The following is a 22,489-nucleotide window of genomic DNA, read 5'->3' as shown; positions in this document are numbered from 1 at the left end:
GTTGTAGGCCTCGGTCGCCTCTTCGGCCTGGCGGTAGAGGGTCTGGAGGCGGGTGAGGAGCGCGCCGATCCCCTGGCCGGGGGTGGCTGGGGATCCGGGGGCCAGGGCGGTGTGGGTGCCGGTGGCGGTGCCGGTGGCGGTGGCGGTTCCGGTGGCTTCGGTGGTCGCGGCGGTCGGGGTGTTTCCCGTGGTCCCGGGGGGCTCGGTGTCCTCGGCGTCATCGGTGGGTTCCGTGATGGCCGCGGTGCCGGTGGTCCCGGGGTCCTCGTTGGCCTCGGGGTCCTCGTCGGTCCCGGTTGCCCTGTTCCCGCCGGTGCCGGTGGTGGCGGTCCTCCCCGTGGCCGACCGGCCTCCGGGGGCCCCTGCGGCCTGCGCGGATCCGCCGGGTCTCCCGGTCCCGGTGGGCCCGCCCCCGGTGGTCCCGATGGCCGGGGTGGGGATGGCATGGGCCGGGCCGGCCGCCACGAGTACGGCGGCGAGGCAGGCGGCGCGGAGCAGCCGACGTGACATGGGATCACCTCCTGGGCGGCCGATGCTGCCATGTCCGGTATGACTAGATGTTGATCGACGGCGGCCAGTCGCCGGGGCCCACCCGTCCGGCCGATCCCTGCGGCGCGGGCCCCGCCCCGACCCGTCCCCGGCCCGCCGAATCCGGCCCCGCGCGGCGGGCCGTCGCAGGCGCGCACGACATACGCGGACATTCCGGTCGGCGCCTTGCTACGTTGCCCTCATGACCGCCCTGACGGAACAGGTGGTGGACCCCGTTCCGCCCCCGCCCCCCGACAGCCGCGCCCCGCGCCGCGGGGTGGAGTTGGCGCTGCTGCTCGGGGCCGTGCTCATCGCCGTCCTCGGTCACCTCCACGTCGGCCTCTCCGGCACCGGCCGCATGCCGGGGTCCGCCGCCCGTTACGCTGCCGGGCTCGTGGCTGCCGCGCTCGTCGCCCATGTCGCCGTCAGGCTGCGGGCGCCGTACGCCGATCCGCTCGTCCTGCCCATCGCCGTCCTGCTGAACGGGCTGGGACTGGTCCTGATCCAGCGTCTGGACCTGACCACGCCCGAGCAGCTCACCGCCGGAGACCAGCTGCGGTGGTCCGCGTTCGGGGTGGCGCTGTTCGTGTTCGTGCTCGCCGGGTTCCGGGACCACCGTCTGCTCCAGCGGTACGCGTACCTGTCGGTGGCCGCCGCCCTCGTGCTGATGCTCGTGCCCGTCTTCTTCCCCGCGGTCAACGGGGCCCACATCTGGATCCGGTTCGCCGGACTCTCCTTCCAGCCGGGGGAGTTCGCCAAGATCCTGCTCGCGGTGTTCTTCGCCGCCTACCTCGCCGCGAACCGGACCGCCCTCGCGCTCACCGGCCGCCGGCTGTTCTGGCGGGTGCGGCTGCTGCCCGGGCGGGTGCTCGGGCCGATCCTGGCGATCTGGCTGCTGAGCGTCGGCGTGCTCGTGCTGGAGCGGGACCTGGGGACCTCGCTGCTCTTCTTCGGGCTGTTCGTCATCATGCTGTTCACCGCCACCGGCAGGATCGGCTGGATCGCCGTCGGGCTGCTGCTCGCCGCCCTCGGGGCGTACGCCGTGGGGACCTTCGAGCCGCACGTGCACAGCCGGGTCGAGGACTGGCTGAATCCTTTCGCCTCCATCGGGCGCGGTGAGGGCCCCGGGCAGCTCGCCCAGTCCCTCTTCGCCTTCGGTGCCGGCGGGCTGCTCGGCGCGGGGCTCGGGCACGGGCAGTCGTTCCTGATCGGCTTCGCCGCCAAGTCGGACTTCGTGCTGGCCACCGCGGGCGAGGAACTCGGGCTCGTCGGGGTCAGCGCGATCCTGCTGCTGTACGGGCTGCTCGTCGACCGGGGGTTCCGGGCCGGGCTGGCGCTGCGCGATCCGTTCGGGCGGCTCCTCGCCACCGGGCTCGCCTCGATCATCGCGCTCCAGGTGTTCGTCATCGCCGGGGGAGTGACCGGGCTGATCCCGCTGACCGGCATGGCCATGCCCTTCCTCGCCCAGGGCGGCTCCTCCGTGGTCACCAACTGGATCATCGTGGCCCTGCTGGTCCGGCTCAGCGACAGCGCCCACCGCCCCCGCCCCGCCGGAGGGGAGGCCGCGTGATCCGGTACATCCGCTGGTGCGCGTACTTCTGCGCCGCCCTGCTGCTCGCCCTCCTGGTCAACGTGGCCCGGGTGCAGGTCTGGGAGTCCGCCGCGTACGGGGCGAACCCCGCCAACAAGCGTCCCGCCGTCGCCCGCTACGCCGAGCCGCGCGGGGACATCCTGGTCGAGGGCCGGCCCGTCACCGGATCCCGGGACAGCGGCCAACTGCTGCGCTACGAGCGGACGTACCTGGACGGCCCGCTGTACGCGCCGGTCACCGGCTACTCCTCGCAGACGTACGGGACCAGCTTCGTCGAGCGCGCCGAGGACCGGATCCTGTCGGGCGCGGACCCCGGGCTCTCCGTCTTCCCCCTCTGGTACGAGCTCTCCCGGGGGCGTCCGGCCGGGGGGAACGCGGCGACCACCCTCCGGGCCGCGGCCCAGCGGGCCGCGTACACCGGCCTCGCCGGCAAGCGCGGGGCGGTGGCCGCGCTGGAGCCCGCCACCGGGAGGATCCTCGCGCTGGTCAGCAGCCCCTCGTACGACCCGGGGACGCTCTCGGGGACCGGTGCGGCGGTGAAGGCGGCCTGGGCGCGGCTGAACGCGGACCCCGCCCGGCCGATGCTCAACCGCGCGCTGCGCGAGACGTATCCGCCCGGCTCCACCTTCAAGATCGTGACGGCGGCGGCGGCCCTGGACGCGGGCGTGGTCACCGATGTGGACGCGCCGACCCGCACCCCCGACCCCTATCCGCTGCCCGGCACCCGCACCCTGCTGCCGAACGCGGGCACCGGCTGCGAGGACGCCTCGATGGCGGAGGCGGTGCAGTGGTCCTGCAACACGGTGATGGCGAAGATCGGCGTCCAGGTCGGGCTGCGCAGGATGGTGGAGGCGGCCCGGCGGTTCGGGTTCAACGACGCCGGGCTGCGCGTGCCCTCGTGGGTGTCGCGCTCGAACTTCGACACGGACATGAGCCAGGACCAGCTGGCGCTGTCCTCGATCGGGCAGTTCAACACCACGGCGACCCCTCTGCAGATGGCGATGGTGGCGGCGGCCGTGGCGGACGGCGGTGAGCTCAGGGCCCCGTACCTGGTGGACCGGACCACGCGGGGTGACGGCGGCCCGGTGCGGCGGGCCGTCCCGCGCCGGCTGGGCCGGGCCATGAGCCCGGCCACGGCACTGCGGCTCCAGGAGCTGATGGTGAAGGTGGTGGAGGACGGCACCGGGCGCAACGCGGCCATCCGGGGCGCCGTGGTGGGCGGCAAGACGGGGACGGCCCAGCACGGCGTCGGCAATGCGGGCACCCCCTACGCCTGGTTCATCGGCTGGGCCAGGGCGGGGGACGCTCCGCTGCCCGGAGTGGCGGTCGCGGTGGTGGTCGAGGACGCCTCGGCGGTCCGCGGAGGCGTCAGCGGCAACGGCGCGGCGGCCCCGATCGCCCGGGCGGTGATGCAGGCGGCCCTGTCCGGGGCGCGGCCGTCGGCCTGACCCGCCCTACGGGTTCTCGCCGCCCTCCGCGATGGCGGCCTGCACCTCCGCCACCCTCTCGGCCTCCTCGGCCGCGAACCGCTCGCGGTCGAGGGCTTCGGCGATCTCCTCGTCCTGGCTCATCAGCAGGTCCAGGTTGGAGTCGCCCATGTCGAAGACGCCCATGTCCAGGTACGCCTTCTGCAGCCGTTCGCCCCACAGCCCGATGTCCTTCACACAGGGCACGATCCGGCTGAAGAGCAGCCTGCGGAACATGTGGAGGAACTCCGACCGCTCGCTGAACTCCTCCGCCTCCTTGCGCGGGATGCCGAAGTTCTCCAGCACCTCCACCCCGCGCAGCCGGTCGCGCATCAGGTAGCAGCCCTCGATCACGAACTCCTCGCGCTCGCGCAGTTCGGCGTCGGTGAGCTGCTTGTAGTAGTCGCGCAGGGCCATCCGCCCGAAGGCCACGTGGCGGGCCTCGTCCTGCATCACGTACGCCAGGATCTGCCGGGGCAGCGGCTTGTCGGTGGTGTCGCGGATCATGCCGAAGGCCGCCAGCGCGAGTCCTTCGATGAGCACCTGCATGCCGAGGTAGGGCATGTCCCAGCGGGCGTCGCGCAGGGTGTCGCCGAGCAGGCCCTGGAGGCTGTCGTTGATCGGGTAGAGCATCCCGACCTTCTCGTGCAGGAAGCGCCCGAAGATCTCGGCGTGCCGGGCCTCGTCCATGGTCTGGGTGGCGGAGTAGAACTTCGCGTCGAGGTCCGGCACCGACTCCACGATGCGTGCCGCGCACACCATCGCGCCCTGCTCGCCGTGCAGGAACTGGCTGAAGTTCCAGGCGGCGTAGTGCCGGCGCAGCTCGCCCTTGTCCTTGTCGGTGAGCCGGGGCCAGTAGCGGGTGCCGTGGAGGGTCAGCGCCTCGTCCGGGGTGCCGAGCGCGTTGTACGGGTCCACTTCCAGGTCCCAGTCGATGCGCTTGGCACCGTCCCACTGCTTGTCCTTGCCCTTCTGGTACAGCGCGAGGAGGCGCTCCCGGCCCTCCGCGTACTCCCAGCTGAAACGGGCGGCGCCGGTGGCGGGAACCTGCCAGACGTCTGTGCCCGGGTCCTTGGTGTAGAGCTCGTGCGTCGACACTGACGCCCCCTCGGCTCGTGTATTTCCGTACAGGACTGGATGGTTGGCAGCGTCACACGTTGGTAGACGCGCGGTCAACAAGTGACGCGCAGGGGATTGACGGCCTTGCTGACAAGCAGTCTCATGACTGGTGACGGCAAGCAGTGACGTCCCCACCCATCCATCCATCCGGAACACGGCGAGGTGCCCCCGCCATGACGACCACGACCGATCGACGGGTCCTCCAGGACGCGCTCGGCCTCCTCAAGGACCGCGAGCAGATCGCCGCACGCCTCCTCGAATCCTCCGCCAAGCACTCCTTCGACCCCGACAAGGAACTCGACTGGGACGCCCCGACGGTCGACGGAAAGTACTACTGGCCCCCGGAACTGCTCTCCCTCTACGACACCCCGCTGTGGAAGAAGATGGGCGAGGAGCAGCGCATCGACCTCTCCCGCCACGAGGCGGCGGCCCTCGGCTCCCTCGGCATCTGGTTCGAGATCATCCTGATGCAGCTGCTGGTCCGGCACATCTACGACAAGCCCCTGACCAGCAATCACGTGCGGTACGCACTCACCGAGATAGCCGACGAGTGCCGCCACTCGATGATGTTCGCCCGCATGATCCAGAAGGCCGGGGCCCCCGCCTATCCGGTCTCCCGCACGAACCACAACCTCGCCCGCATCCTCAAGACGGTCTCCACCACCCCGGGCTCCTTCGCCTGCACCCTGCTCGGCGAGGAGATCCTCGACTGGATGCAGCGGCTGACCTTCCCGGACGAGCGCATCCAGCCGCTGGTCCGCGGGGTCACCCGGATCCACGTCATCGAGGAGGCCCGGCACGTCCGGTACGCCCGCGAGGAGCTGCGCCGCCAGATGCTCACCGCCCCGCGCTGGGAGCAGGAGCTCACCCGCATCAGCTGCGGCGAGGCCGCCCGCGTCTTCTCCCTCGCCTTCGTCAACCCCCAGGTGTACGAGAACGTCGGCCTGGACCGCCGCGAGGCCGTCGCCCAGGTCAAGGCCAGCGGACACCGCCGGGAGGTCATGCAGACGGGCGCCAAGCGGCTCACCGACTTCCTGGACGACATCGGCGTCCTGCGCGGGGTCGGCCGCAAGCTCTGGCGGAGCTCGGGACTCCTGGCCTGAAGCCCGTGCCGTGGGGCTACCCTGCGGGCATGACCGTACGCGCGTACCGCAGGCTGAGCGTCGAGGAGCGGCGGGCCCAACTCCTCGACGCCGCCCTGTCCCTGTTCGCGCACCGGGCGCCCGAGGACGTCTCCCTCGACGACGTCGCCGAGGCGGCCGGGGTCTCGCGCCCCCTGGTGTACCGGTACTTCCCCGGCGGCAAGCAGCAGCTGTACGAGGCCGCCCTGCGCTCGGCGGCCGACATCCTGGAGCAGTGCTTCGCCGAACCCCAGGAGGGCCCGCTGACCCAGCGGCTGTCCCGGGCGCTCGACCGCTACCTGGGCTTCGTCGACGTGCACGACACGGGCTTCGCGGCCCTGCTGCAGGGCGGCAGCGTCGTGGAGACCTCCCGTACGACGGCCACCGTGGACGGCATCCGGCGGGCGGCCGCGCAGCAGATCCTCGTCCACCTGGGCGTCCCGTCGCCGGGCCCGCGGCTGCGCATGATGGTCCGCACCTGGATCACGGCCGTCGAGGCCGCCTCCCTGATCTGGATCGACGAGGGCAAGCAGCCGGACGTGGCCTCGCTGCGCGACTGGCTGGTGGACCAGTTCATCGCCCTCCTGACGGCGACCGCCGCCACCGACCCGCAGACCGCCGCCGCGGCGGGGGCGGCGCTGGCCCTGGAGTCGGCGGACGGGCCGGCGGGAGTTCTGGCCCGGCGCGTGATGCCGGTGGTCTCGCAGGCCGCGCACCTGCTGTGACACTGGTGGGGTGAGAAGCGAACCGACCCCCTTCGAGGGCGGCCCGATGGACGGCCGGGTCCTCCCGATCCTGCTCGGCCCGACCGGCCACCCGCCGCGCTGGTACGAGATCCCGGTCCCGGCGGCGGACGGCGGCGCCCCGACGGTGCTGCTCTACGAACGCGTACCGGCCGGCCACACCAAGAGGCTGCACCTGCAGAAGGGCTGGAAGTACGCGTACCGCCCGCAGGCCCGCAAGCCGGGACTGCGCTGGCCCTGGACCAAGACAAGCCCGCCGCCTGAGGCCGGCGTCTGAGGCCGTTTCGCCTGAGGCCGCCTCCGGCAGCGGGCTACCGGGGCCCCTCGGGCCGGGCCCCGGGCCCTCTCGGGGTCAGCCCTCGCTGCGCCCGCGGCGCAGCAGGGCGAAGCCGAGCCCGGCGGCGCCCACCGCCGCCATCCCGGCGCCCGCCGCGACCAGCAGCAGCCCGTCGCCAGGTTCGTCGGCCAGGGTGTCCAGGCCCAGTACCCCGGTCGCGCCCGCGGCGATCGTGTGCGTGCGCGGCGTCGTCCCCGGGACGCCGTGACCGTCCCGGGTCCCGGTCTTGTAGCCGTCGCCCCCGGGCGTACCGTTCGGGGCCGAGGGGTCGCCGACCCAGGAGGAGAGCCGCCCGTCGGGCTGCAGGGCCGCGTGCAGCGGGCCCGCGCCGCCCACGGCGGGGATCCCGTCGCGGCTGGTCACGGTGGCGGCCAGGGAGCCGTCGGCGGCCAGGATCTCCGCCTGGTACACGCCCTCGGAGACCCGGTGGACCTTCGCGGTCGAGACGCCGTCGGCGAGGCCGAGGCTCTTGACCGGCGTCCGGGGCGCGCCGGCGGTGTGCGCGGCCGACGCGGCCGGCACCCCCTCGGCGAGCGCCGCCGCGGCGGGCAGCGCGAGCAGGGCTGCGGCGCAGGCGGTCACGGCGGCTGCGCGGACGGGTGTGCGGCGGCTGGCGGTGGTCACGTGAATCCCTCGGTGCGGTGGGGTCCGGCGTCTGCGGCTGCCCCCAAATTAGGGGCGGGCCGTTGCGGTGGGGCCTGCGTCGTGTAACAGGAACCCGGCGGAGTCCCGTAGAAGCCGTTACACGGCCGAGAACACCACCGGGGGATTGCCGGGCGGCCCCGCGGCTGCTCCCATGTACGGCGGGGGTGAGGTCCCATGCGCGGACTCAAGGTGCTGCCGAGCGGCCGGCCCGGCCGCGGCCGGCTCTATGTGAACCTGCCCGACGGGCGGGCGGTGGCCTGGTACGACCGGGAAGCCAACCGGATCAGCCTGCTCGGCGAGGAACACCGCGACGCGGTCCTCGCGGCCCTGCGCCCGTACCTGGCCCGGGCCTGCACCGTCGGCCCGCCGCCCGTCCCCACCCGGGCCGACCTGCGCCGGCTCTCCCTGCCCCCGGACCTGGACCTGGCCCCGAACCGCCCGGGCGAGCTGCTGCTCGGCGAGCTCGAACACGGCTCGGCGGGCACCAGGGCCCGGCACCGGCTGCGCCAGGAGCTGACCGCCCAGCAGCGGATGGGCGAGGTCCTCGACGCCCTCGAAGCGGACGGCTGGCGGGTCCTGCACGGCGTCCCGCTGCCCGGCCTGGGCCCGGTCGACCACCTGCTCATCGGCCCGGCGGGACTCTTCTGCGTCCGTACGCTCCCGGGCCGCAGGCAGCGCGCCTCGGTGGGCGACCTGCTGCTGACCGTGGGGCGTACGGAGCCCCGCCCGGACCCGCGCTGGATCCGCCGCGCCGCCGCAGCGGCCACCCGCGCCCTGGCGGCCCCGGTCAGCCCGGCCCTCGCGCTGGTCGACGCGGCCCGGATCGCGGTGGCGCCCACCGTCGCCGACATCCGCATCCTGGAACCGGCCACGGCGGCCGCGTTCCTCGCCTCGGCCCCCGCCACCCTCAAACCTCCGGACACCGAAGCCCTCTTCGCCCTCGCCCGCGACAGCCGGACCTGGCTGCCGGGCCCCGCGGTCCCCGGCCCGCGCGGCGCCCTCAGGCCGACCGCTTCCGCGGGGCCGCTTTCTTCGCCCCCGAGGCCGTTTTCGCGGTCGCGGCCGTCTTCTTCGCGGAAGCCGTCTTCTTCGCCGCAGAGGTGGACTTGACGGTGCCGGACCGGCCCCCGGAAGCGGACTTGGCCGACGCCGACTTGGAGGCCGACTTGGCCGCCGACTTCTTGGCCGTCCCCGGGGCCGCCGTCTTCTTCGCCGTCCTCGCGGTCGACTTCTTGCCGCCCACGTCCTTCGGTGCGGACGCCGCCGACTTGCGGGAGGTCCGGGCGCCGCCGGACCCGGAGGAGGCGGACCGCCGCATCGGCGTCACCTCCGCCTCGCCGCCCTCCTCCCCGGCCGCCTCCGCCCCCGACGCCGCCTCGCCCCGGGCCGCCTTGGCCGCCCGTACGCTGCTCTCCAGCGCCGCCATCAGGTCGATCACCTTCCCGGACGACTCCGTGCCCACCTCCGCCGGAGGCTCGAAGGCGCCCTCCGCCTTCGCCTCGATCATCGATTCCACGGCGTCCCGGTACTCGTCCCGCAGCGAGCCGATGTCCACCTCGCCCAGGGTCGCCATCAGCGCGTCCGCGAGGTCCAGCTCCGCGTCGCGTACCGACACCGACCCCTCCGGGGCCACGCCCTCCGGTTCGCGGATCTCGTCCGGCCACAGCAGCCCGTGCATGGCGATCACATCGTCGACGACCCGCAGCATCCCCAGCCGCTCGCGCCCCCGCAGCGCGTACTTGGCGATGGCGACCTGCCGGCTCCGCTTCAGCGCCTCCCGCAGCAGGGTGTACGGCTTGGCGGCCGTCGCCCCGTTCGCCGCGAGGTAGTACGCCGCGTCCATCTGGAGCGGATCGATCTCGTCCGCCGGCACGAAGGACACGATCTCGATCGTCTTCGCCGTCGCGATCGGCAGCTGCGCCAGGTCCTCGTCGGTGATCGGGATGATCGCCCCGTCCGGCTCCTCGTAGCCCTTGCCGATCTCGGCGTTGGTCACCTCCTCGCCGTCCAGTTCGCACACCTTGCGGTAGCGGATCCGCCCGCCGTCGCTCAGGTGGATCTGCCGAAAGGAGATCGAGTGGCTCTCGGTGGCGTTCACCAGCTTGATCGGAATGCTGACCAAACCGAAAGAGATTGCGCCGTTCCAGATGGATCGCACGGTTCCTCCCGTTTCATGGCAATCTCATCGTATGACGCCGATCACCATGGTGGAGGGGCGTCGCATCTCGCTCAGCAACCTGGACAAGGTCCTGTACCCGGAGACCGGCACCACCAAGGGCGAGGTGCTGCACTACTACGCCACCGTCGCGGACCCGCTGCTGGCCCACACCCACAACCGGCCGGTGTCGTTCCTGCGCTACCCCGACGGCCCGGACGGCCAGCTCTTCTTCACGAAGAACCCGCCGCCCGGCACGCCCGCCTGGGTGAAAACCGCCCCGGTGCCGCGCAGCGACGAGCCCTCCGCCGCACAGGTGCTCGTCTCGGACCTGCCCTCCCTCATGTGGGCGGCCAACCTCGTCGTCGAGTTCCACACCTACCAGTGGCCGGCCGGCAGCCCCGCCGTCGCCGACCGCCTGGTCCTCGACCTCGACCCCGGCCCGCCCGCCACCGTCGTCGAGTGCTGCGCGGCCGCGCTCTGGCTGCGCGAGCGCCTCGCGGCCGACGGCCTGGCCGCGTACGCCAAGACCTCCGGCTCCAAGGGCCTCCACCTGGCCGTGGCCCTGGAGCCGACCCCGTCCGACCGCGTGTCCGCGTACGCCAAGGCGCTCGCCCAGGAGGCCGAGCGCGAGCTCCCCGACCTCGTCGTGCACCGCATGGCCAAGTCCCTGCGCCCCGGCAAGGTCTTCGTCGACCACAGCCAGAACGCGGCCGCCAAGACCACCGCCGCCCCCTACACCCTGCGCGCCCGGGCCCGCCCCACGGTCTCCGCGCCCATCTCGTGGGAGGAGGTCGCGCACTGCGGGGACCCCTCGCAGCTGGTCTTCCTCGCCGACGACGTCCCGCCCCGGCTGGAGCGCGACGGAGACCTCTTCGCCCCGCTGACCGACCCCGACCGGGCCCACCCGCTGCCCGCGCACCACCGGACCCGGAAGCCACCCGGGACCCGGCGATGATCAAAGTCGCCCTCGCCGCGCCCGTACGGACCCTGCCGCGTGCGGCGGGCCTCGCGTACGAGCCCAAGTTCGACGGCCACCGGATGGTCATCGTCCGCACCGGGCGGGAGGTGGTCCTCCAGGCCCGCTCCGGGCGCATCGTGACCAGCGCCTTCCCGGATCTGGCGGCCGCGGCGCTGCACCTGCCGGCCGGCACCGTCCTCGACGGCGAGGTGGTGGTCTGGCACGAGGGCCGTACGGACTTCGCCCTCGTCCAGCGCAGGGCGGCCGCCACCGCGGCGCGCGCCCCCCTGCTCGCGCAGAGCCTGCCGGCCTCGTACGCGGCCTTCGACGTGCTGGAGCTGGGCGGGGTGGACGTACGCGGGCGCCCCTACGAGCGGCGCCGGGCGCTGCTGGTGGACCTGCTGCTCCCGCTGGGGCCGCCGCTCCAGCCCGTACCGATGACCACGGACCCCGAACTGGCCGCCACCTGGTACGAGACCCTGCCCGCGAGCGGCATCGAGGGGATCGTGGTCAAACGGCTCGACCAGACCTACCCGGCGGGGCGGCGCGGCTGGCAGAAGCTGCGGCACACGGAGGTACGCGACGCTGCGGTGGTCGGCTACACCGGCACCCCGCGGCGGCCGCTCGCGCTGGTGGTGGTCGTGCCGGTGGAGGACGAGACGCCGCTGGTGTCCAGCCCGCTGTCGGCGGCGCTGCGGGCGCAGGTGGCGGCGGAGGTGGCCTCGCGGACGGGCCCGGCCGGGGCGGGGCCCGGCGCCGCGGCGGGGGCGGCGGCGACCCGGACCGTCACGGCGATCGGGTTCGGCGAGGTCGCGTACCGGACGCTGGACCCGCCCCTGGCGGCGGAGGTCCGCTACACCTCGCTGCGGCATCCGCCCCCCGAGGTGCTCAGGCTCCGGACAGACCTCTGACCTGCGCCGTGGGGTGACGCAGGTCAGAGGCGGCCGACACGGACAGGGGCCGGGCCCGGCGGACGGAGCCCGGGACAGGGCTCAGGACGGCTCAGGCGTGGCCGGTGGGTTTGTCCCGCGGCGGCTCGCCCTGCGGCGGCTGCTGAGGCCCGGGGTACTTCGGCGGATTCCGGTAGCCCGCATCGCGCTCGGCCCGGATGTCGTCGGGGTGGTCGGAGGTGGTGGACCCGAAGTTGCCGAAGCCCTGCATCTCGTGCGGGCGCAGGCCCTCCGGCGGGAACTCCACCGGGTCGCGCTCCTCTCGGACCTCGTGCACGGCGCCGCCGTCCGGCAGGTGGGGCTGACTCTCGGGAGTGGGCGGCGGCAGCTCCTTGGCGCGGACCCGCTGGCCCAGCTTGAAGGCAGCCAGCAGGAAGCCGACGATCGCGAATCCGGCGAGCAGGAACCACGCGATGTCCGTCAGGATCTTGTCCACGCTCAACGTCATGTCCATAACCACCATTTTCCCGCATTTCGCCCCATTGCACTCGGGGCGCTCGCAAAATCCTCCGCACCGGATACCTCGTCCGGGCAGGGGTAAACGCCCTCAGGCAAGCGACCGGCCGCCGTCGGCGGGCAACCGGGTGAGCGACCGGTATGTGACCCCGAAAGGAGCGCGTCATGCCCCGCGGATCCTCCCCGAAGCGGGAACGCCAGTACGAGCACATCAAGGAGAGCGCCGAGCAGCGCGGCGAGTCCGAGGAGCGGGCCAAGGAGATCGCCGCCCGGACGGTCAACAAGGAGCGGGCCCGGGCCGGCGAGTCCAAGACGGCGAGCAAGGAGTCCCTGGAGGACATGTCCTCGTCCCGCCGCGGCGGCCTGCACTCGCACTCGGGCGCGCAGGGGCCGACGTACGACCAGCTCTACGCGGAGGCCAAGCGCCGCAACATCCACGGCCGCTCGGACATGAACAAGGACCAGCTGAAGCGGGCCCTGGACAAGTGACACCGCGCACCGGCGGGCGACCCGGCTGAGATCGCCCGCCCGCACACGGCCGTCCGGGTGGAGCCCGGCGTGCGCGGGCCGTGGGCCGTGCCCGGCCGGGGCCGCCCGCCGCCGTGACCGCGCCCTGCGGGCGGGGCGGTGCCCGGCCTAGCGGAGCGGCCCGTCCGAGTCCCGCAGGGCCCGTACCTCGTACCCCCCGAGCACCGCCAGGACCTCCGCGCAGATCGCCAGCGCCGTCTCCGCCGGAGTCCTCGCCCCGAGGTCCAGCCCGATCGGCCCGTGCACCCGCGCCAGCTCCGCCTCTCCCACCCCGGCGGCGATCAGCCCCTCCCGCCGCCGCGCGGTGGTCTTGCGGGAGCCGAGGGCGCCGACGTACGGGATCCCGAGGGCCAGCGCGGTCCGCAGCGTCGGGACGTCGAACTCCGGATCGTGGCTCAGCATCACCAGGCAGGCGGCGTCGCGCCGCGCCTCCAGCAGCTTCTCCGCGTCCCCGGCGCCGGCCACCGTCGCGCTCGTCCACCCCAGCAGCCGGACCTGCGCCGCGATGACGTCGGCGAGTTCGCCCTCCCCGCCGATCAGCACGTACGGCGCCGACGGGTACGCCTCCACCAGCACCAGCCCGGAGTCCCCGTACAGCGCGTCGCGGCCGGGCCGGCGCGTGGCCAGCAGCTCACCGGCCCGGCGCTCCGCGTCGTTCCCCGGCGCGTCGACGGCCCGTACGACCTCGCTCACGGCCTGGTCGGCCTGCTCGTTGAGCCGGGTCACCAACGCCACCCCGACCCCCTCCCCGAGCAGCTCCCACCACTGCGCAGGCACGGAGGACAGCGGCTGCAGCAGGATCTCGGCCCGGCCGCCGCAGGTCAGCCGCGCCTCGGCGGCCCCGTCGGCCCCGACCGAGACCTCGCACACCCGCGCCGTCGCCCCCGGAGCCCACGCACCGGCCTCGGCCAGCAGCTCGGCGTCGAAGACCCCCCGGTACAGGTTCCCCTCGCACGCGCCGCGCCGCGCGTCCAGGAGCAGGGCCCCCGCGGGGTCCCGCGGCCCGAACCCCTGCTCGGCCACGGGCCTGGCCAGGAACCCCGCCCGCCCCTCGGCCGCCCACCGCCGCGCCGTCTCCACCAGCTCACGCATCCCGCTGCCCCATCCTCGTCGTCAGAGCCCGCCGCAAAGCACCAGGTCAGCGGCGCAATTGCGGCCTCCCGCCCAACCTACGCACGCTTTCTGTCCCTACCCACCCCCCAAAACCCACAGACCCCGACCCCCCTCCCTCGTACGGACCACCGGATCCGACTTGCGCAACCGCCGCGGCGGAGGTTCTTTCGAAGGAGAAGGCTCAAGGCCCCCTGCACCGAGGCGGAACCACGTGTTCTTCACCGACCGCGAGGACGCGGGACGACGACTGGCCACGGCACTGCGCCCGTACGCGCAGGCGAACCCGGTGGTGCTCGGGCTGCCCCGGGGCGGGGTCCCGGTGGCCTTCGAAGTGGCCGAGGCCCTTCACGCCCCGCTCGACGTGATCGTCGTCCGCAAGCTCGGCGTCCCGTACCAGCGCGAGCTGGCCTTCGGGGCCATCGGTGAGGGTGGCGTACGGGTCATCAGCGAGGACATCGTGCGGCGCGGCCGGATCAGTGCCCAGGCCATCGCCTCGGTCGAGGAGGCGGAGCAGACGGAGCTCACCCGCCGCGCGGCCCGCTTCCGCGCCGGCCGCCCCCGCGTGGACCTGGCCTCCCGTACCGCGATCGTCGTGGACGACGGCATCGCCACCGGCGCCACCGCCGCCGCGGCCTGCCAGGTCGTACGGGCGCAGGGCGCGGCCCGCGTGGTGATGGCGGCCCCGGTGGCCCCGCCCGACGCGGTGGCACGGGTCGGCGCGGCGGCGGACGAGGTGGTCTGCCTGGCCACGCCGAGCGACTTCTCGGCGGTCGGCCAGTGGTACCAGGACTTCTCGCAGACCCCGGACGAGGAGGTCGTCGCCCTGCTGGCCCGGGCCGCCCGGCAGCCCGCGGCCACGGCGCAGGAGGTCACCGTTTCCGCGGCCGGCCTGGACCTCCCCGGCGATCTCGTCCTCCCGCCGGCCGCGAAGGCGGTCATCGTCTTCGCGCACGGCTCGGGCAGCAGCCGCCACAGCCCGCGCAACCGCCAGGTGGCCACGACCCTGAACCGGGCCGGCCTGGGCACCCTGCTGTTCGACCTCCTCACCCCGGCCGAGGAGGGGAACCGCGCCAACGTCTTCGACATCGAGACCCTGGCCGCCCGGCTCTCCGGGGCCACCGCCTGGCTCGCCACCCGCACCTCGGCCCCGGTCGCCTACTTCGGCGCGAGCACGGGCGCCGCGGCCGCCCTCGTCGCGGCGGGGTCCCCGGACTCACCGGTCTACGCGGTGGTCTCCCGGGGCGGCCGCCCGGACCTGGCGGGTCCGCACCTCGGCGCGGTCCGTGCGCCCACCCTGCTCATCGTGGGCGGCGACGACGACCTGGTCCTGACCCTCAACCGGGAGGCCCAGGCCCGGCTCCGCTGTGAGAACCGCCTGGAGATTGTCGAGGGCGCCACTCACCTCTTCGAGGAACCGGGAGCCCTCCAAGAGGTGTCCGCCCTCGCGGAGCACTGGTTCACCACCCACCGGCCGGAGGCCCCCACGCGCTGAGAGCGCCCGGCGTATTCCCCTTGGGCCGATTGAATTCACCGGACGGGGAATCGGCCTTTCGCCGAGGGGACTTCCTTGAAATGCCGGCCTCCACGAATGCCGTGCATTGAGGCCGCACGGGTGATCCTCGACGGGACATGCGCCACCGTGTGAGCATTCGATCGCGCAGCGTCAACAATGGCTTTCGTTCGTAGCCAGAGGCGAGGTGCCGCGCATTTACACGAGGCGCACAGACTGAGCGCGCTTGCGGCGGTGACCCCCCCAAGTCCGTGAGGAAGATTCCCTTGAGTCATCGAACGACCCGAATTACGCGCCTGAAGACCGCCACCATGGTTTCGGCCGGTGTGCTCGCCGTGGCGCTCAACGTCGTCCCGACCACGACCGCCATCGCCGACGCGATCCACCGCTCCGGCACCGACTCCTCCGTGGCGCTGCCCGGCCCGTCCGGCGTGGTCAGCGGCGGCGACCACGGCAACCGTGGTCCGCAGGGCAAGCCGGGCCGGCCGGGCCCCCAGGGCCCGCAGGGAGCCCAGGGTGCTCAGGGTGCTCAGGGCGCACAGGGTGCGCAGGGAGCCCAGGGCGCGCAGGGTGCTCAGGGCGCGCAGGGTGCGTCGGGCGTGGTCATCACCTACGTCAACACCGCCACGGACGACGACGGCAGCGTGATCGCCACCTGCAACAACGGCGACCGCGCCACCGGCGGCGGAATCTCGACCACCACCGGCACGGTGCGGACCAGCCGCCCCGTCGGCACGCCCCCCAACGGATGGCAGGCCGAGATCACGGCCAACCAGGACGTGACCGCCTACGTGGTGTGCGTCGACGTGACGCCGTAGGTTCCCGCACTGAACGACGGTGCCCCGAGGCTTCGGCCTCGGGGCACCGTCGTGCGGGGGATCGCCTAGACCAGCAGCGGTCCGCCGCACCGCGCGGCGCCGTCCTTCATCGCGATGAGGTTGGCGACCACGTACGAGATGTCGTTCTTGGAGTGCCAGTCGCTCGGGAAGTAGGTGACCAGCCGCGAGGACTGGAACCGGGCCTCGATCGAGGGCACGAAGGCGCGGTACTGGTCGTCCGTGTAGTACCAGAACGAGTTCTCGTTGTAGTACGCGACATGGGTCGGGTCCTGGTAGGCGCCGCGGCCGTCGGAGCTGGGCGTCATGGTGAGGAGCATGCCGCCGGGCGCCAGCAGCCGGTACAGCTCGTTGATCAGCGGCACCTTCGAGGGCACGTGTTCGAGGAAGTCCACCGCCCGCATCAGGCCGACGGAACCGTCGGGCAGATCCAGCTTCCCGGGCAGCGTCGCGACGATGTCGACGCCCTTCCCCGGGTACTGGTCGACGCCGAGGTAGCCGGGGGGCTTGCGGTGGGCCGCGCCGAGGTCGAGCGCGAGCAGTCCGCGCCGGTGGGTCCACGCGAGGGCGTTCGCCTCGATGTACCGGTCGTACAGGACGACCGTCTCGCGCTGGATGTGCGCGTTGATCTCCGGGTCGCTCTGGGTGTTCGCCGGGTGCACCCGCTGGAGGTAGAGGCAGCGGTTGACGTGGTGGAAGTCGCCGATGTGGAAGAGGCGGCACATCAGGTCCTGGTCGTCCAGGACGGTGCGCGCGGCGTCGTACCCGCCGGCCTGCTCGTAGGCCTCCTTGCGGAAGGCCCGCACGTGGTTGGGCGCGTACCAGATGTAGGAGACGTTGTGCGGCGTCGGCGCCAGGGAGATGATCTGCTGCAGCTTGCGGCCGTCGACGTCCACCTCCTCGTACTGCCATCCGCACGTCTCGTCCCACCGCGTGTCGTCCCGGCTCCCGTCCTCGGTGATCTGCGCGGTGTTGCTGTAGACGAAGACGACCTCGGGGTGCTCGTCGAACGCCGTGCCGAGCTCCGCCAGGCAGGCCTTCGCGAGCAGGTCGTCGTGGTCGAGTTCGACGAGGATCTCGCCGCGTGCCAGTTCGCAGGCCCTGCGCTTCGCCGCTCCGACGCCCTGGAGGTCGTCCGCGATCTCCACGCGGACCCTGTCGTCGGGTCGCTCGGGCCGCCACCGGGCGCCGTTGTTGAGCAGGACGATCCACTCCCAGTCCGGACAGGTCTGCGCCTGCAGGGTCGCCAGGCACTCGTCGAGGAAACGAGGCCGGTGGCTGGGTGTGAAAACGGAGAACCTGGGGGTCGGGGTCGACGTCATCTGGTGCTCCCTGCTGGGGTCGATGTCGGTGAAGGGCTTGCGGATTCCCGGAATTCCTCCGGTACTTGGGACTGGAGCGAGGGGTCCGTCGCGACGGCGCGACGGAACTCCTCGCCGGCTTCCCCGGCGCGGCCGGGGCCCTGGGCCGCGAGGATGTGTCCGAGGTGCAGGTGGGCCGTGGCCGCCTTCGGGTCGGCGGCGATGGCGCGCCTGAGGAGCCCGGCCGCCCGGTCGGGCTCGCTCGACTTGAGCAGGATCGCCTCGTTGAACAGCGCCGACGTGAACGAAGGATCGATCTTCAGGGCCTTGTCGTAGGAGGCGAGGGCGTCGGCCGTCTTGCCGTCCTGCTGGGCGATGACCCCCAGGTCGTACCAGGCGAACTTGTTGCGCGGATCCAGTTCCAGCACGCGCCGGTAGGTACGGGCCGCCCCGGCGAAGTCGTGCCGGCTCTCCTGCAGAAGGGCGCCCTGCAAAAGGGCATTTGCTTCCTGGACCTTCACGTTCACCGACGGGGTCTTGGATTCCGGGCCGGCTCCCGAAGGGGACTGAATCGCCCAGAGGGCCACTCCGGCGGAAGCCGCAGCCAGGCCGGCGATCCCCGCCCACATGTGCTTACGTTTCACTCTGTCACATCTCGCGGAATCGGGAGGAACGGACATGCGGGTAACGGCTCCGGCCGCGCCGGAGGCCGAACCCCCATCATTTCCGCCGACGTTACGAGCCCACCCGGATCAGGCCGCCGTATGGCAGGCAATTGAGGACCAAGACCACTCGAATGTACGCATCAAAGAACGGACTCAGTGAAAGGGATTTCGCTGGTTTCCCTTTGCCATAAGGCAGTTGGGCGCGAATCCCGCTCCCTTCCCGGCCCGGCCGGGAGCCGGCACGGCACACGCAAAAAGACCCCGTCTCGGCGTTGCCGCTGAGACGGGGTCTTCAGGCACGTCGGGCGCGAAGTGCCCCCGGCAGGATTCGAACTTGCGCACACGGCTCCGAGGCCCCGTGCGTCTCACGCGTTTCGCCGGGTCAGGTCCTCTGAACAGCGTCCGCCGCCCGTAGGTCCACGAACAGGCCGCAGCGTGCAGGGGCGCCGTTCATGCGCTGCCTCGGAACACAGTTGCTAGCCCTGGGTGAAGTAGCCGAACACGTCGGTGATCACGTGGTTGCTGCCGCCCCAGCTGTTCCAGATGCTGACCTTGCCGTCCCCGACGGGGGTGATGACATGGTTGGGGACGGTTTCGCCGGGACGGGTGTTGAGGCTGCTGGCGTCCGTGCGGGCGGTCCCGTACCCGTGGACGGTGAGGAAGCCGGCGCCGGTGGTCTCCGTCGCGGTGACGTTCAGGGCAGCGCCGACGGCGTTCGCCGGCAGGCCGGCGACGGTGGTGGTCGCGCCGGGCGCGAGCTTGCCCGTGGTGCGGGTGTCGGCGAGCCGCTTGGGAACGACCGGCGTGAAGAGCGCCCCGCCGCCCCACTCGTGGTAGTAGCCGACCACGTCGAGGACGAGGTCGGTGGAGCCGGCGTTGTTGTAGAGGGTGATGGTGCCGTCCGGGCCGACCGGGACGATGACCTGGTTGGACTTGTCCTTGCCCGGCTCCGGGTTGAGGTTCGAGGTGGTGGGGCGCTTGTCCGCCTCCGCGTAGGCGATCACGTGCGTGTCGGTCGTGGCGCCGGTGCTGGTCAGGTTGAGCGCGACGGCCGCGGCGTCCGGCGGGATGCTCCGCACGCCCGCCACCTTGACGGTGCGGGTCTGGCCGGCGCCCAGCGCGCCTCCCATGGTGCGGGTGTCGGCGAGACGGGTCGGGGTGACCGGGTAGAACCTCTGCCCGGTGTTGGGCTGGTAGTAGCCGACGAAGTCGACGACGACGTGCCCCTGGCCGGAGTTGAGCTGCGCGAGGATCTTGCCGTCGGAGCCGATGGGCACGGTGACCGTGTTGGACGAGGTGCCGCCCGCGCGGACGTTCACGTTCGAGGTCGCCGGGCGCTGCTGGCCCGAAGGCCAGACGTTCAGGTGGGTGTCCTGGGTGGCGCCGGTCACCGTCACGTTCAGGACGGCCGCGGTCGCCCCGCCCGTGTGGTGGGGGCCCGAGCTGTAGTAGACGACCGGCACGGCCACCTGGGCGGGGGTGCCGGCCTGCACCGGGCTGTTGGAGAGACGGGTGTCCAGGACACGGAACGGGTGCACGGGCACGTAGCCCGACGCGGCGTACGCAGCCTGCACGGTCCGGCTGACCGTGGAGGTGGCGCCCTTCGCGTCCTTGAGGGTCACGGTTACCTTGTAGTCGCCGGGCCGCGCGTAGGTGTGACGGACGGGCTCCAGCGCGGACACCCGCTCGTGGGCGCCGTCACCGAAGTCCACGTCCACCTGCTGGACCGGCCACGGTGCGACGGTGCTCCGCGGGTCGACTTCCACCGTCAGCGGGGCGACGTACGCCCGCGGGTCTTCGGCGGTCGGCAGGAACGGCTTGGAGGTGAAGCCGGCCGTCAGCGGACCGGGCGCGGTGACCTTGGCCTTGGAGCCGGCGCCGGTATTCAGCTTGGCCTCGTTGTACACGGTCACCGTCGCCGTGCACTCGCACGGCGAGCTGTAGACGTGCGTGGCGGTGCGCTCGCCGGTGACGACGGGGGCGGAGCCGTCACCGAAGTCGAAGTGGTAGGTGAGCGGGCCGGACCACGCGCTGACCGCGGTGGCCGTCGCCTTCACGGCGGTGCCGGCCGGCGCCCAGGGCTGGTCGAGTTCCAGCCGGACGCTCTCCAGCCAGTTCTGGCCCTCGCGCGAGCCGCGGTCGAGGTACCCGCCGTCCTTTCCGGTGTTGGCCACGCGCAGGTCGTCCACGACCGGATACCCGCGGCTGTCGGTGAGCAGCACCCCGGGCGCGGTCGCGTCGGCGGAGTCCACGGCCTTCGTACCGATGTCCTGGGTGGGAAGCACGTTGTCGTGCCCGCCCTGGCCCGTCGCGGCGTGGAACGCCGCCTGGTCCTGGTGGGCGGCGCCGCCCCAGGTGTAGACCGTCGGCCCCACCTGGACGGAGCCGGCGATCAGGTTGTAGTCGGCCCGGGTGCCGGCCGCCGCGCTCTGCGACACCGCGAGGGCGGCGCGTCCCCGCGCGGGGTCGCACGGACCGTTCTGGTACTTGGCGCTGATCACGTTGTTGAACACGGCGGAGCCCGACGAGCTGCCGCTGAGCGAGACGGCCGTGCCGCAGCCGAGTTGGACCGTGTTGTTCGTGATGACGGTGGCGGGCGCGTCCGCCACGGTGAGCGGCTCCTGGTTGGCGCCGAAGATCTCGTTGCGGCCGAGTACGGTGCGCTGGGCGCCGCCCTCGATCCGGACGCCGTAGAGAATCCCCCGGCTGACGCGCACATCCGTGCTCGCGTCGCCGACCACGAGGGCTTCTGCATCGACCGGGCCGAGCGCTCTGATCCGGTCCAGCTCGACGTCGGCGGACCGGTTGACCCGTATACCGCCGTTGAGGCCCAGCTCGCGGACCACCACGTGCGAGGCGCCGCTGATGGTGAGCGGCTGGTTGCCCAGGCTCACCAGGCTGCCGGCCGGTCCATCGGCCACGAAGCTGACCGGCTTGCCCGGGGCGCCGGAGCGGTCGATGGTGACGGCCTCGGCGTACGTCTTGCCCGTCTTGATCCGTACGGTCTGCCCCGGCGCCACGACCTTGGCCGCCGCCGAGATGGTGCAGAAGGGCACGGCCTGCGAGCCGGGGCCGCCGTCCGCGCAGGAGGCGGTGTTGTTGTTCACGTAGAGGGTGGGCGGGGCCTCGGCTGCCGCGGCGGACGGAACACCGAGAAGGGTGACGAGACCTGCGGTGAGCAGGACCGTCGCACGAGTGGGACGCACCAGAAGGGTTTCCTTCATGCCAGAAGTGACGTGGAGTCACGCCGGTCGCGGCGCCGCACGACTGGTAGACGTCCTGTTCCCCCAGCGTCAGTCGGGCGCACGCGGACTCGAACAGACGCCGCCCATCATCTCTCGCGATCCAGCCACTGTCACCCGCATTCAGCCACGTCGCTGCCCGTGACGGGGAGGGCTTCCCCGGGACGGGATCAACGAGTCCCTGGCCTCGGTGGCGATGGCGCTCCTGGACGAGCGCCCTGGCCGCTAGTGAGGGCGGGGGAGTGGTGTCGTGGCTCAACGCCGGCGTCGACCCGACCGAGGGCTGAGGCGATGGACCATGATCCTGTCCACGAATAGTCCACAGCCGCCGACATACGGGTGCACGGCGGCAGTTGGCCGCGCATACGCGAAGACCCCGTCTCAGCGTTCTCGCTGATGGCGGGGTCTTTGGGCACTTCCTGCGAAGTGCCCCCGGCAGGATTCGAACCTGCGCACACGGCTCCGGAGGCCCCGTGCGTCTCACGTGTCTCACCAGGTCAGAGCCTCAACGCCCGGCTGAGTGCCGGTTCCCGTCCACGAATAGGCCATGGCGCGCGGAGCTTCAGCAATCACCCGCTAGAGACGTGTGGGCACAGTGAACGTTGCTCATACCCACCCGGTACGCCGTTTCCTACGGCTGCCCAGAACGGCCTCGACTCTGCGAAGTGCCCACCGAGGGTGTGCCACGATATGTCTGTGTACTCGAACCGCAACGCGGCGAGGCCGGCCGAGGCCAGGCCACAACGCTGGTAGTCCGGGAGCGTGAAGGGCTCCTCGACCCAAGCAAGATGGCAGGCCAGGCAGATCTGGTAGTCGACGCTGAACGCGAACTCACCGTCTAGGTTCGCCGCACGCTGACGCCAGCCGACCCGCTGCGGCGAGAGGGTGTCTTGCCACGGAGTGCCTAACTCCAGCAGGGGCGGCGGCCCGTTGCGCCGGCCGAGTCGACCTCGACTCAGCCACTGCACCACCTCACGCCATGACTCTCGCCCAGACACCCATCCGACGTCTTGGGCCCGACCAGCTAACTGCTGAGCCGGGTTCCTGTCGTCATCGCTCGTCATACCGCTCATACTTCCGCGACTTATCGGAAGAGGAGCTCAGTTTGCCGCCCCAGGTGGTGGGTAGCTCGCGCGACGGCGCGGCTCTGACGTTCAAGTCCCTAGGTCTGGCCGGTGTGCGCCTGGGGCCCGCCGGCCACGAATGGGATGCAATGTACTAG

At 72.5% G+C, this 22,489-nt stretch carries 19 protein-coding genes; 11 read left to right on the top strand and 8 right to left on the bottom strand.

Annotated features, from left to right (window positions below):
- Positions 1–730: 730 nt before the first annotated feature.
- Together ABZ128_RS18370 and ABZ128_RS18365 are read left to right on the top strand one after the other, a co-directional pair.
- Positions 731–2,098 carry an FtsW/RodA/SpoVE family cell cycle protein gene (locus ABZ128_RS18370; protein WP_356849483.1) on the top strand — a complete coding sequence of 456 codons (1,368 nt, stop codon included), beginning with the start codon at positions 731–733 and terminating at the stop codon, positions 2,096–2,098.
- A complete protein-coding gene (locus ABZ128_RS18365) occupies positions 2,095–3,567 on the top strand; it encodes a penicillin-binding transpeptidase domain-containing protein (protein WP_356849481.1) in 1,473 nt (490 codons plus the stop codon). Before ABZ128_RS18370 ends, ABZ128_RS18365 begins: the two co-directional genes overlap by 4 nt.
- 6 nt (positions 3,568–3,573) lie before the next feature.
- Here ABZ128_RS18365 and ABZ128_RS18360 read toward each other — a convergent pair whose 3' ends face one another.
- Positions 3,574–4,683 (bottom strand): ferritin-like domain-containing protein, encoded by a 1,110-nt coding sequence (locus ABZ128_RS18360; protein WP_356849480.1) that lies wholly within the window; start codon positions 4,681–4,683, stop codon positions 3,574–3,576.
- Positions 4,684–4,877: 194 nt separating this feature from the next.
- Here ABZ128_RS18360 and ABZ128_RS18355 point away from each other — a divergent pair, with 194 nt between their 5' ends.
- Genes ABZ128_RS18355 through ABZ128_RS18345 form a run of 3 tightly spaced genes read left to right on the top strand, consistent with a single transcriptional unit; the run spans position 4,878 to position 6,845 of the window.
- Positions 4,878–5,807, top strand: coding sequence for a diiron oxygenase (locus tag ABZ128_RS18355; RefSeq protein ID WP_356849479.1), 930 nt, complete (start codon positions 4,878–4,880; stop codon positions 5,805–5,807).
- A gap of 29 nt (positions 5,808–5,836) precedes the next feature.
- A complete protein-coding gene (locus ABZ128_RS18350) occupies positions 5,837–6,550 on the top strand; it encodes a helix-turn-helix domain-containing protein (RefSeq protein WP_356849477.1) in 714 nt (237 codons plus the stop codon).
- 10 nt (positions 6,551–6,560) lie between these two features.
- The gene (locus tag ABZ128_RS18345) at positions 6,561–6,845 is read left to right on the top strand and encodes a hypothetical protein (protein ID WP_356849476.1); all 285 of its coding nucleotides are present in this window, start codon (positions 6,561–6,563) and stop codon (positions 6,843–6,845) included.
- Between the two features lie 75 nt (positions 6,846–6,920).
- Here the strand turns inward: ABZ128_RS18345 and ABZ128_RS18340 are convergent, their stop codons facing one another.
- On the bottom strand, positions 6,921–7,529 hold the full coding sequence (locus ABZ128_RS18340) for a hypothetical protein (protein WP_356849474.1): 609 nt from the start codon (positions 7,527–7,529) through the stop codon (positions 6,921–6,923).
- 195 nt (positions 7,530–7,724) lie between these two features.
- On the opposite strand from ABZ128_RS18340, the gene ABZ128_RS18335 reads away from it, so the two are divergent.
- Positions 7,725–8,660 (top strand): nuclease-related domain-containing protein, encoded by a 936-nt coding sequence (locus tag ABZ128_RS18335; RefSeq protein ID WP_356849473.1) that lies wholly within the window; start codon positions 7,725–7,727, stop codon positions 8,658–8,660.
- On the opposite strand, the gene ABZ128_RS18330 is transcribed toward ABZ128_RS18335, so the two are convergent.
- Complete coding sequence (locus ABZ128_RS18330; RefSeq protein ID WP_356849472.1) at positions 8,551–9,708, bottom strand: Ku protein; 1,158 nt, start codon at positions 9,706–9,708, stop codon at positions 8,551–8,553. The genes ABZ128_RS18335 and ABZ128_RS18330 overlap by 110 nt on opposite strands.
- A 31-nt stretch (positions 9,709–9,739) precedes the next feature.
- On the opposite strand from ABZ128_RS18330, the gene ligD reads away from it, so the two are divergent.
- Together ligD and ABZ128_RS18320 are read left to right on the top strand one after the other, a co-directional pair.
- A complete protein-coding gene (gene ligD, locus ABZ128_RS18325) occupies positions 9,740–10,663 on the top strand; it encodes a non-homologous end-joining DNA ligase (protein WP_356849471.1) in 924 nt (307 codons plus the stop codon).
- On the top strand, positions 10,660–11,577 hold the full coding sequence (locus ABZ128_RS18320; RefSeq protein ID WP_356849469.1) for an ATP-dependent DNA ligase: 918 nt from the start codon (positions 10,660–10,662) through the stop codon (positions 11,575–11,577). The genes ligD and ABZ128_RS18320 overlap by 4 nt, the downstream gene beginning before the upstream one ends.
- A gap of 91 nt (positions 11,578–11,668) precedes the next feature.
- Here ABZ128_RS18320 and ABZ128_RS18315 read toward each other — a convergent pair whose 3' ends face one another.
- Positions 11,669–12,070 carry a DUF6479 family protein gene (locus tag ABZ128_RS18315; RefSeq protein ID WP_356849468.1) on the bottom strand — a complete coding sequence of 134 codons (402 nt, stop codon included), beginning with the start codon at positions 12,068–12,070 and terminating at the stop codon, positions 11,669–11,671.
- Positions 12,071–12,237: 167 nt separating this feature from the next.
- On the opposite strand from ABZ128_RS18315, the gene ABZ128_RS18310 reads away from it, so the two are divergent.
- Positions 12,238–12,561 carry a plasmid stabilization protein gene (locus tag ABZ128_RS18310; protein ID WP_356849467.1) on the top strand — a complete coding sequence of 108 codons (324 nt, stop codon included), beginning with the start codon at positions 12,238–12,240 and terminating at the stop codon, positions 12,559–12,561.
- 147 nt (positions 12,562–12,708) lie between these two features.
- Here the strand turns inward: ABZ128_RS18310 and ABZ128_RS18305 are convergent, their stop codons facing one another.
- Positions 12,709–13,692 (bottom strand): XdhC family protein, encoded by a 984-nt coding sequence (locus tag ABZ128_RS18305; RefSeq protein WP_356849466.1) that lies wholly within the window; start codon positions 13,690–13,692, stop codon positions 12,709–12,711.
- Positions 13,693–13,924: 232 nt separating this feature from the next.
- On the opposite strand from ABZ128_RS18305, the gene ABZ128_RS18300 reads away from it, so the two are divergent.
- A complete protein-coding gene (locus ABZ128_RS18300) occupies positions 13,925–15,205 on the top strand; it encodes an alpha/beta family hydrolase (protein ID WP_356849464.1) in 1,281 nt (426 codons plus the stop codon).
- Between the two features lie 284 nt (positions 15,206–15,489).
- Complete coding sequence (locus tag ABZ128_RS18295; protein ID WP_356849463.1) at positions 15,490–16,041, top strand: hypothetical protein; 552 nt, start codon at positions 15,490–15,492, stop codon at positions 16,039–16,041.
- A 65-nt stretch (positions 16,042–16,106) separates the two neighbouring features.
- Here the strand turns inward: ABZ128_RS18295 and ABZ128_RS18290 are convergent, their stop codons facing one another.
- The 3 genes from ABZ128_RS18290 to ABZ128_RS18280 form a co-directional block, all read right to left on the bottom strand.
- Entirely contained in the window at positions 16,107–17,381 is a 1,275-nt protein-coding gene (locus ABZ128_RS18290) for a glycosyltransferase (RefSeq protein ID WP_356849462.1), read from the bottom strand.
- Complete coding sequence (locus tag ABZ128_RS18285; protein WP_356849460.1) at positions 17,378–18,004, bottom strand: tetratricopeptide repeat protein; 627 nt, start codon at positions 18,002–18,004, stop codon at positions 17,378–17,380. Before ABZ128_RS18285 ends, ABZ128_RS18290 begins: the two co-directional genes overlap by 4 nt.
- 497 nt (positions 18,005–18,501) lie before the next feature.
- Positions 18,502–21,249 (bottom strand): PKD domain-containing protein, encoded by a 2,748-nt coding sequence (locus ABZ128_RS18280; protein WP_356849459.1) that lies wholly within the window; start codon positions 21,247–21,249, stop codon positions 18,502–18,504.
- Positions 21,250–22,489 lie beyond the last annotated feature (1,240 nt).

The sequence above is a fragment of the Streptomyces sp. NPDC006326 genome, from assembly GCF_040612915.1.
In the GTDB taxonomy this organism is placed as follows: domain Bacteria; phylum Actinomycetota; class Actinomycetes; order Streptomycetales; family Streptomycetaceae; genus Streptomyces.
Note: the sequence above shows the minus strand (reverse complement) of the source record. Positions and strands in the feature narration are given on the sequence as shown.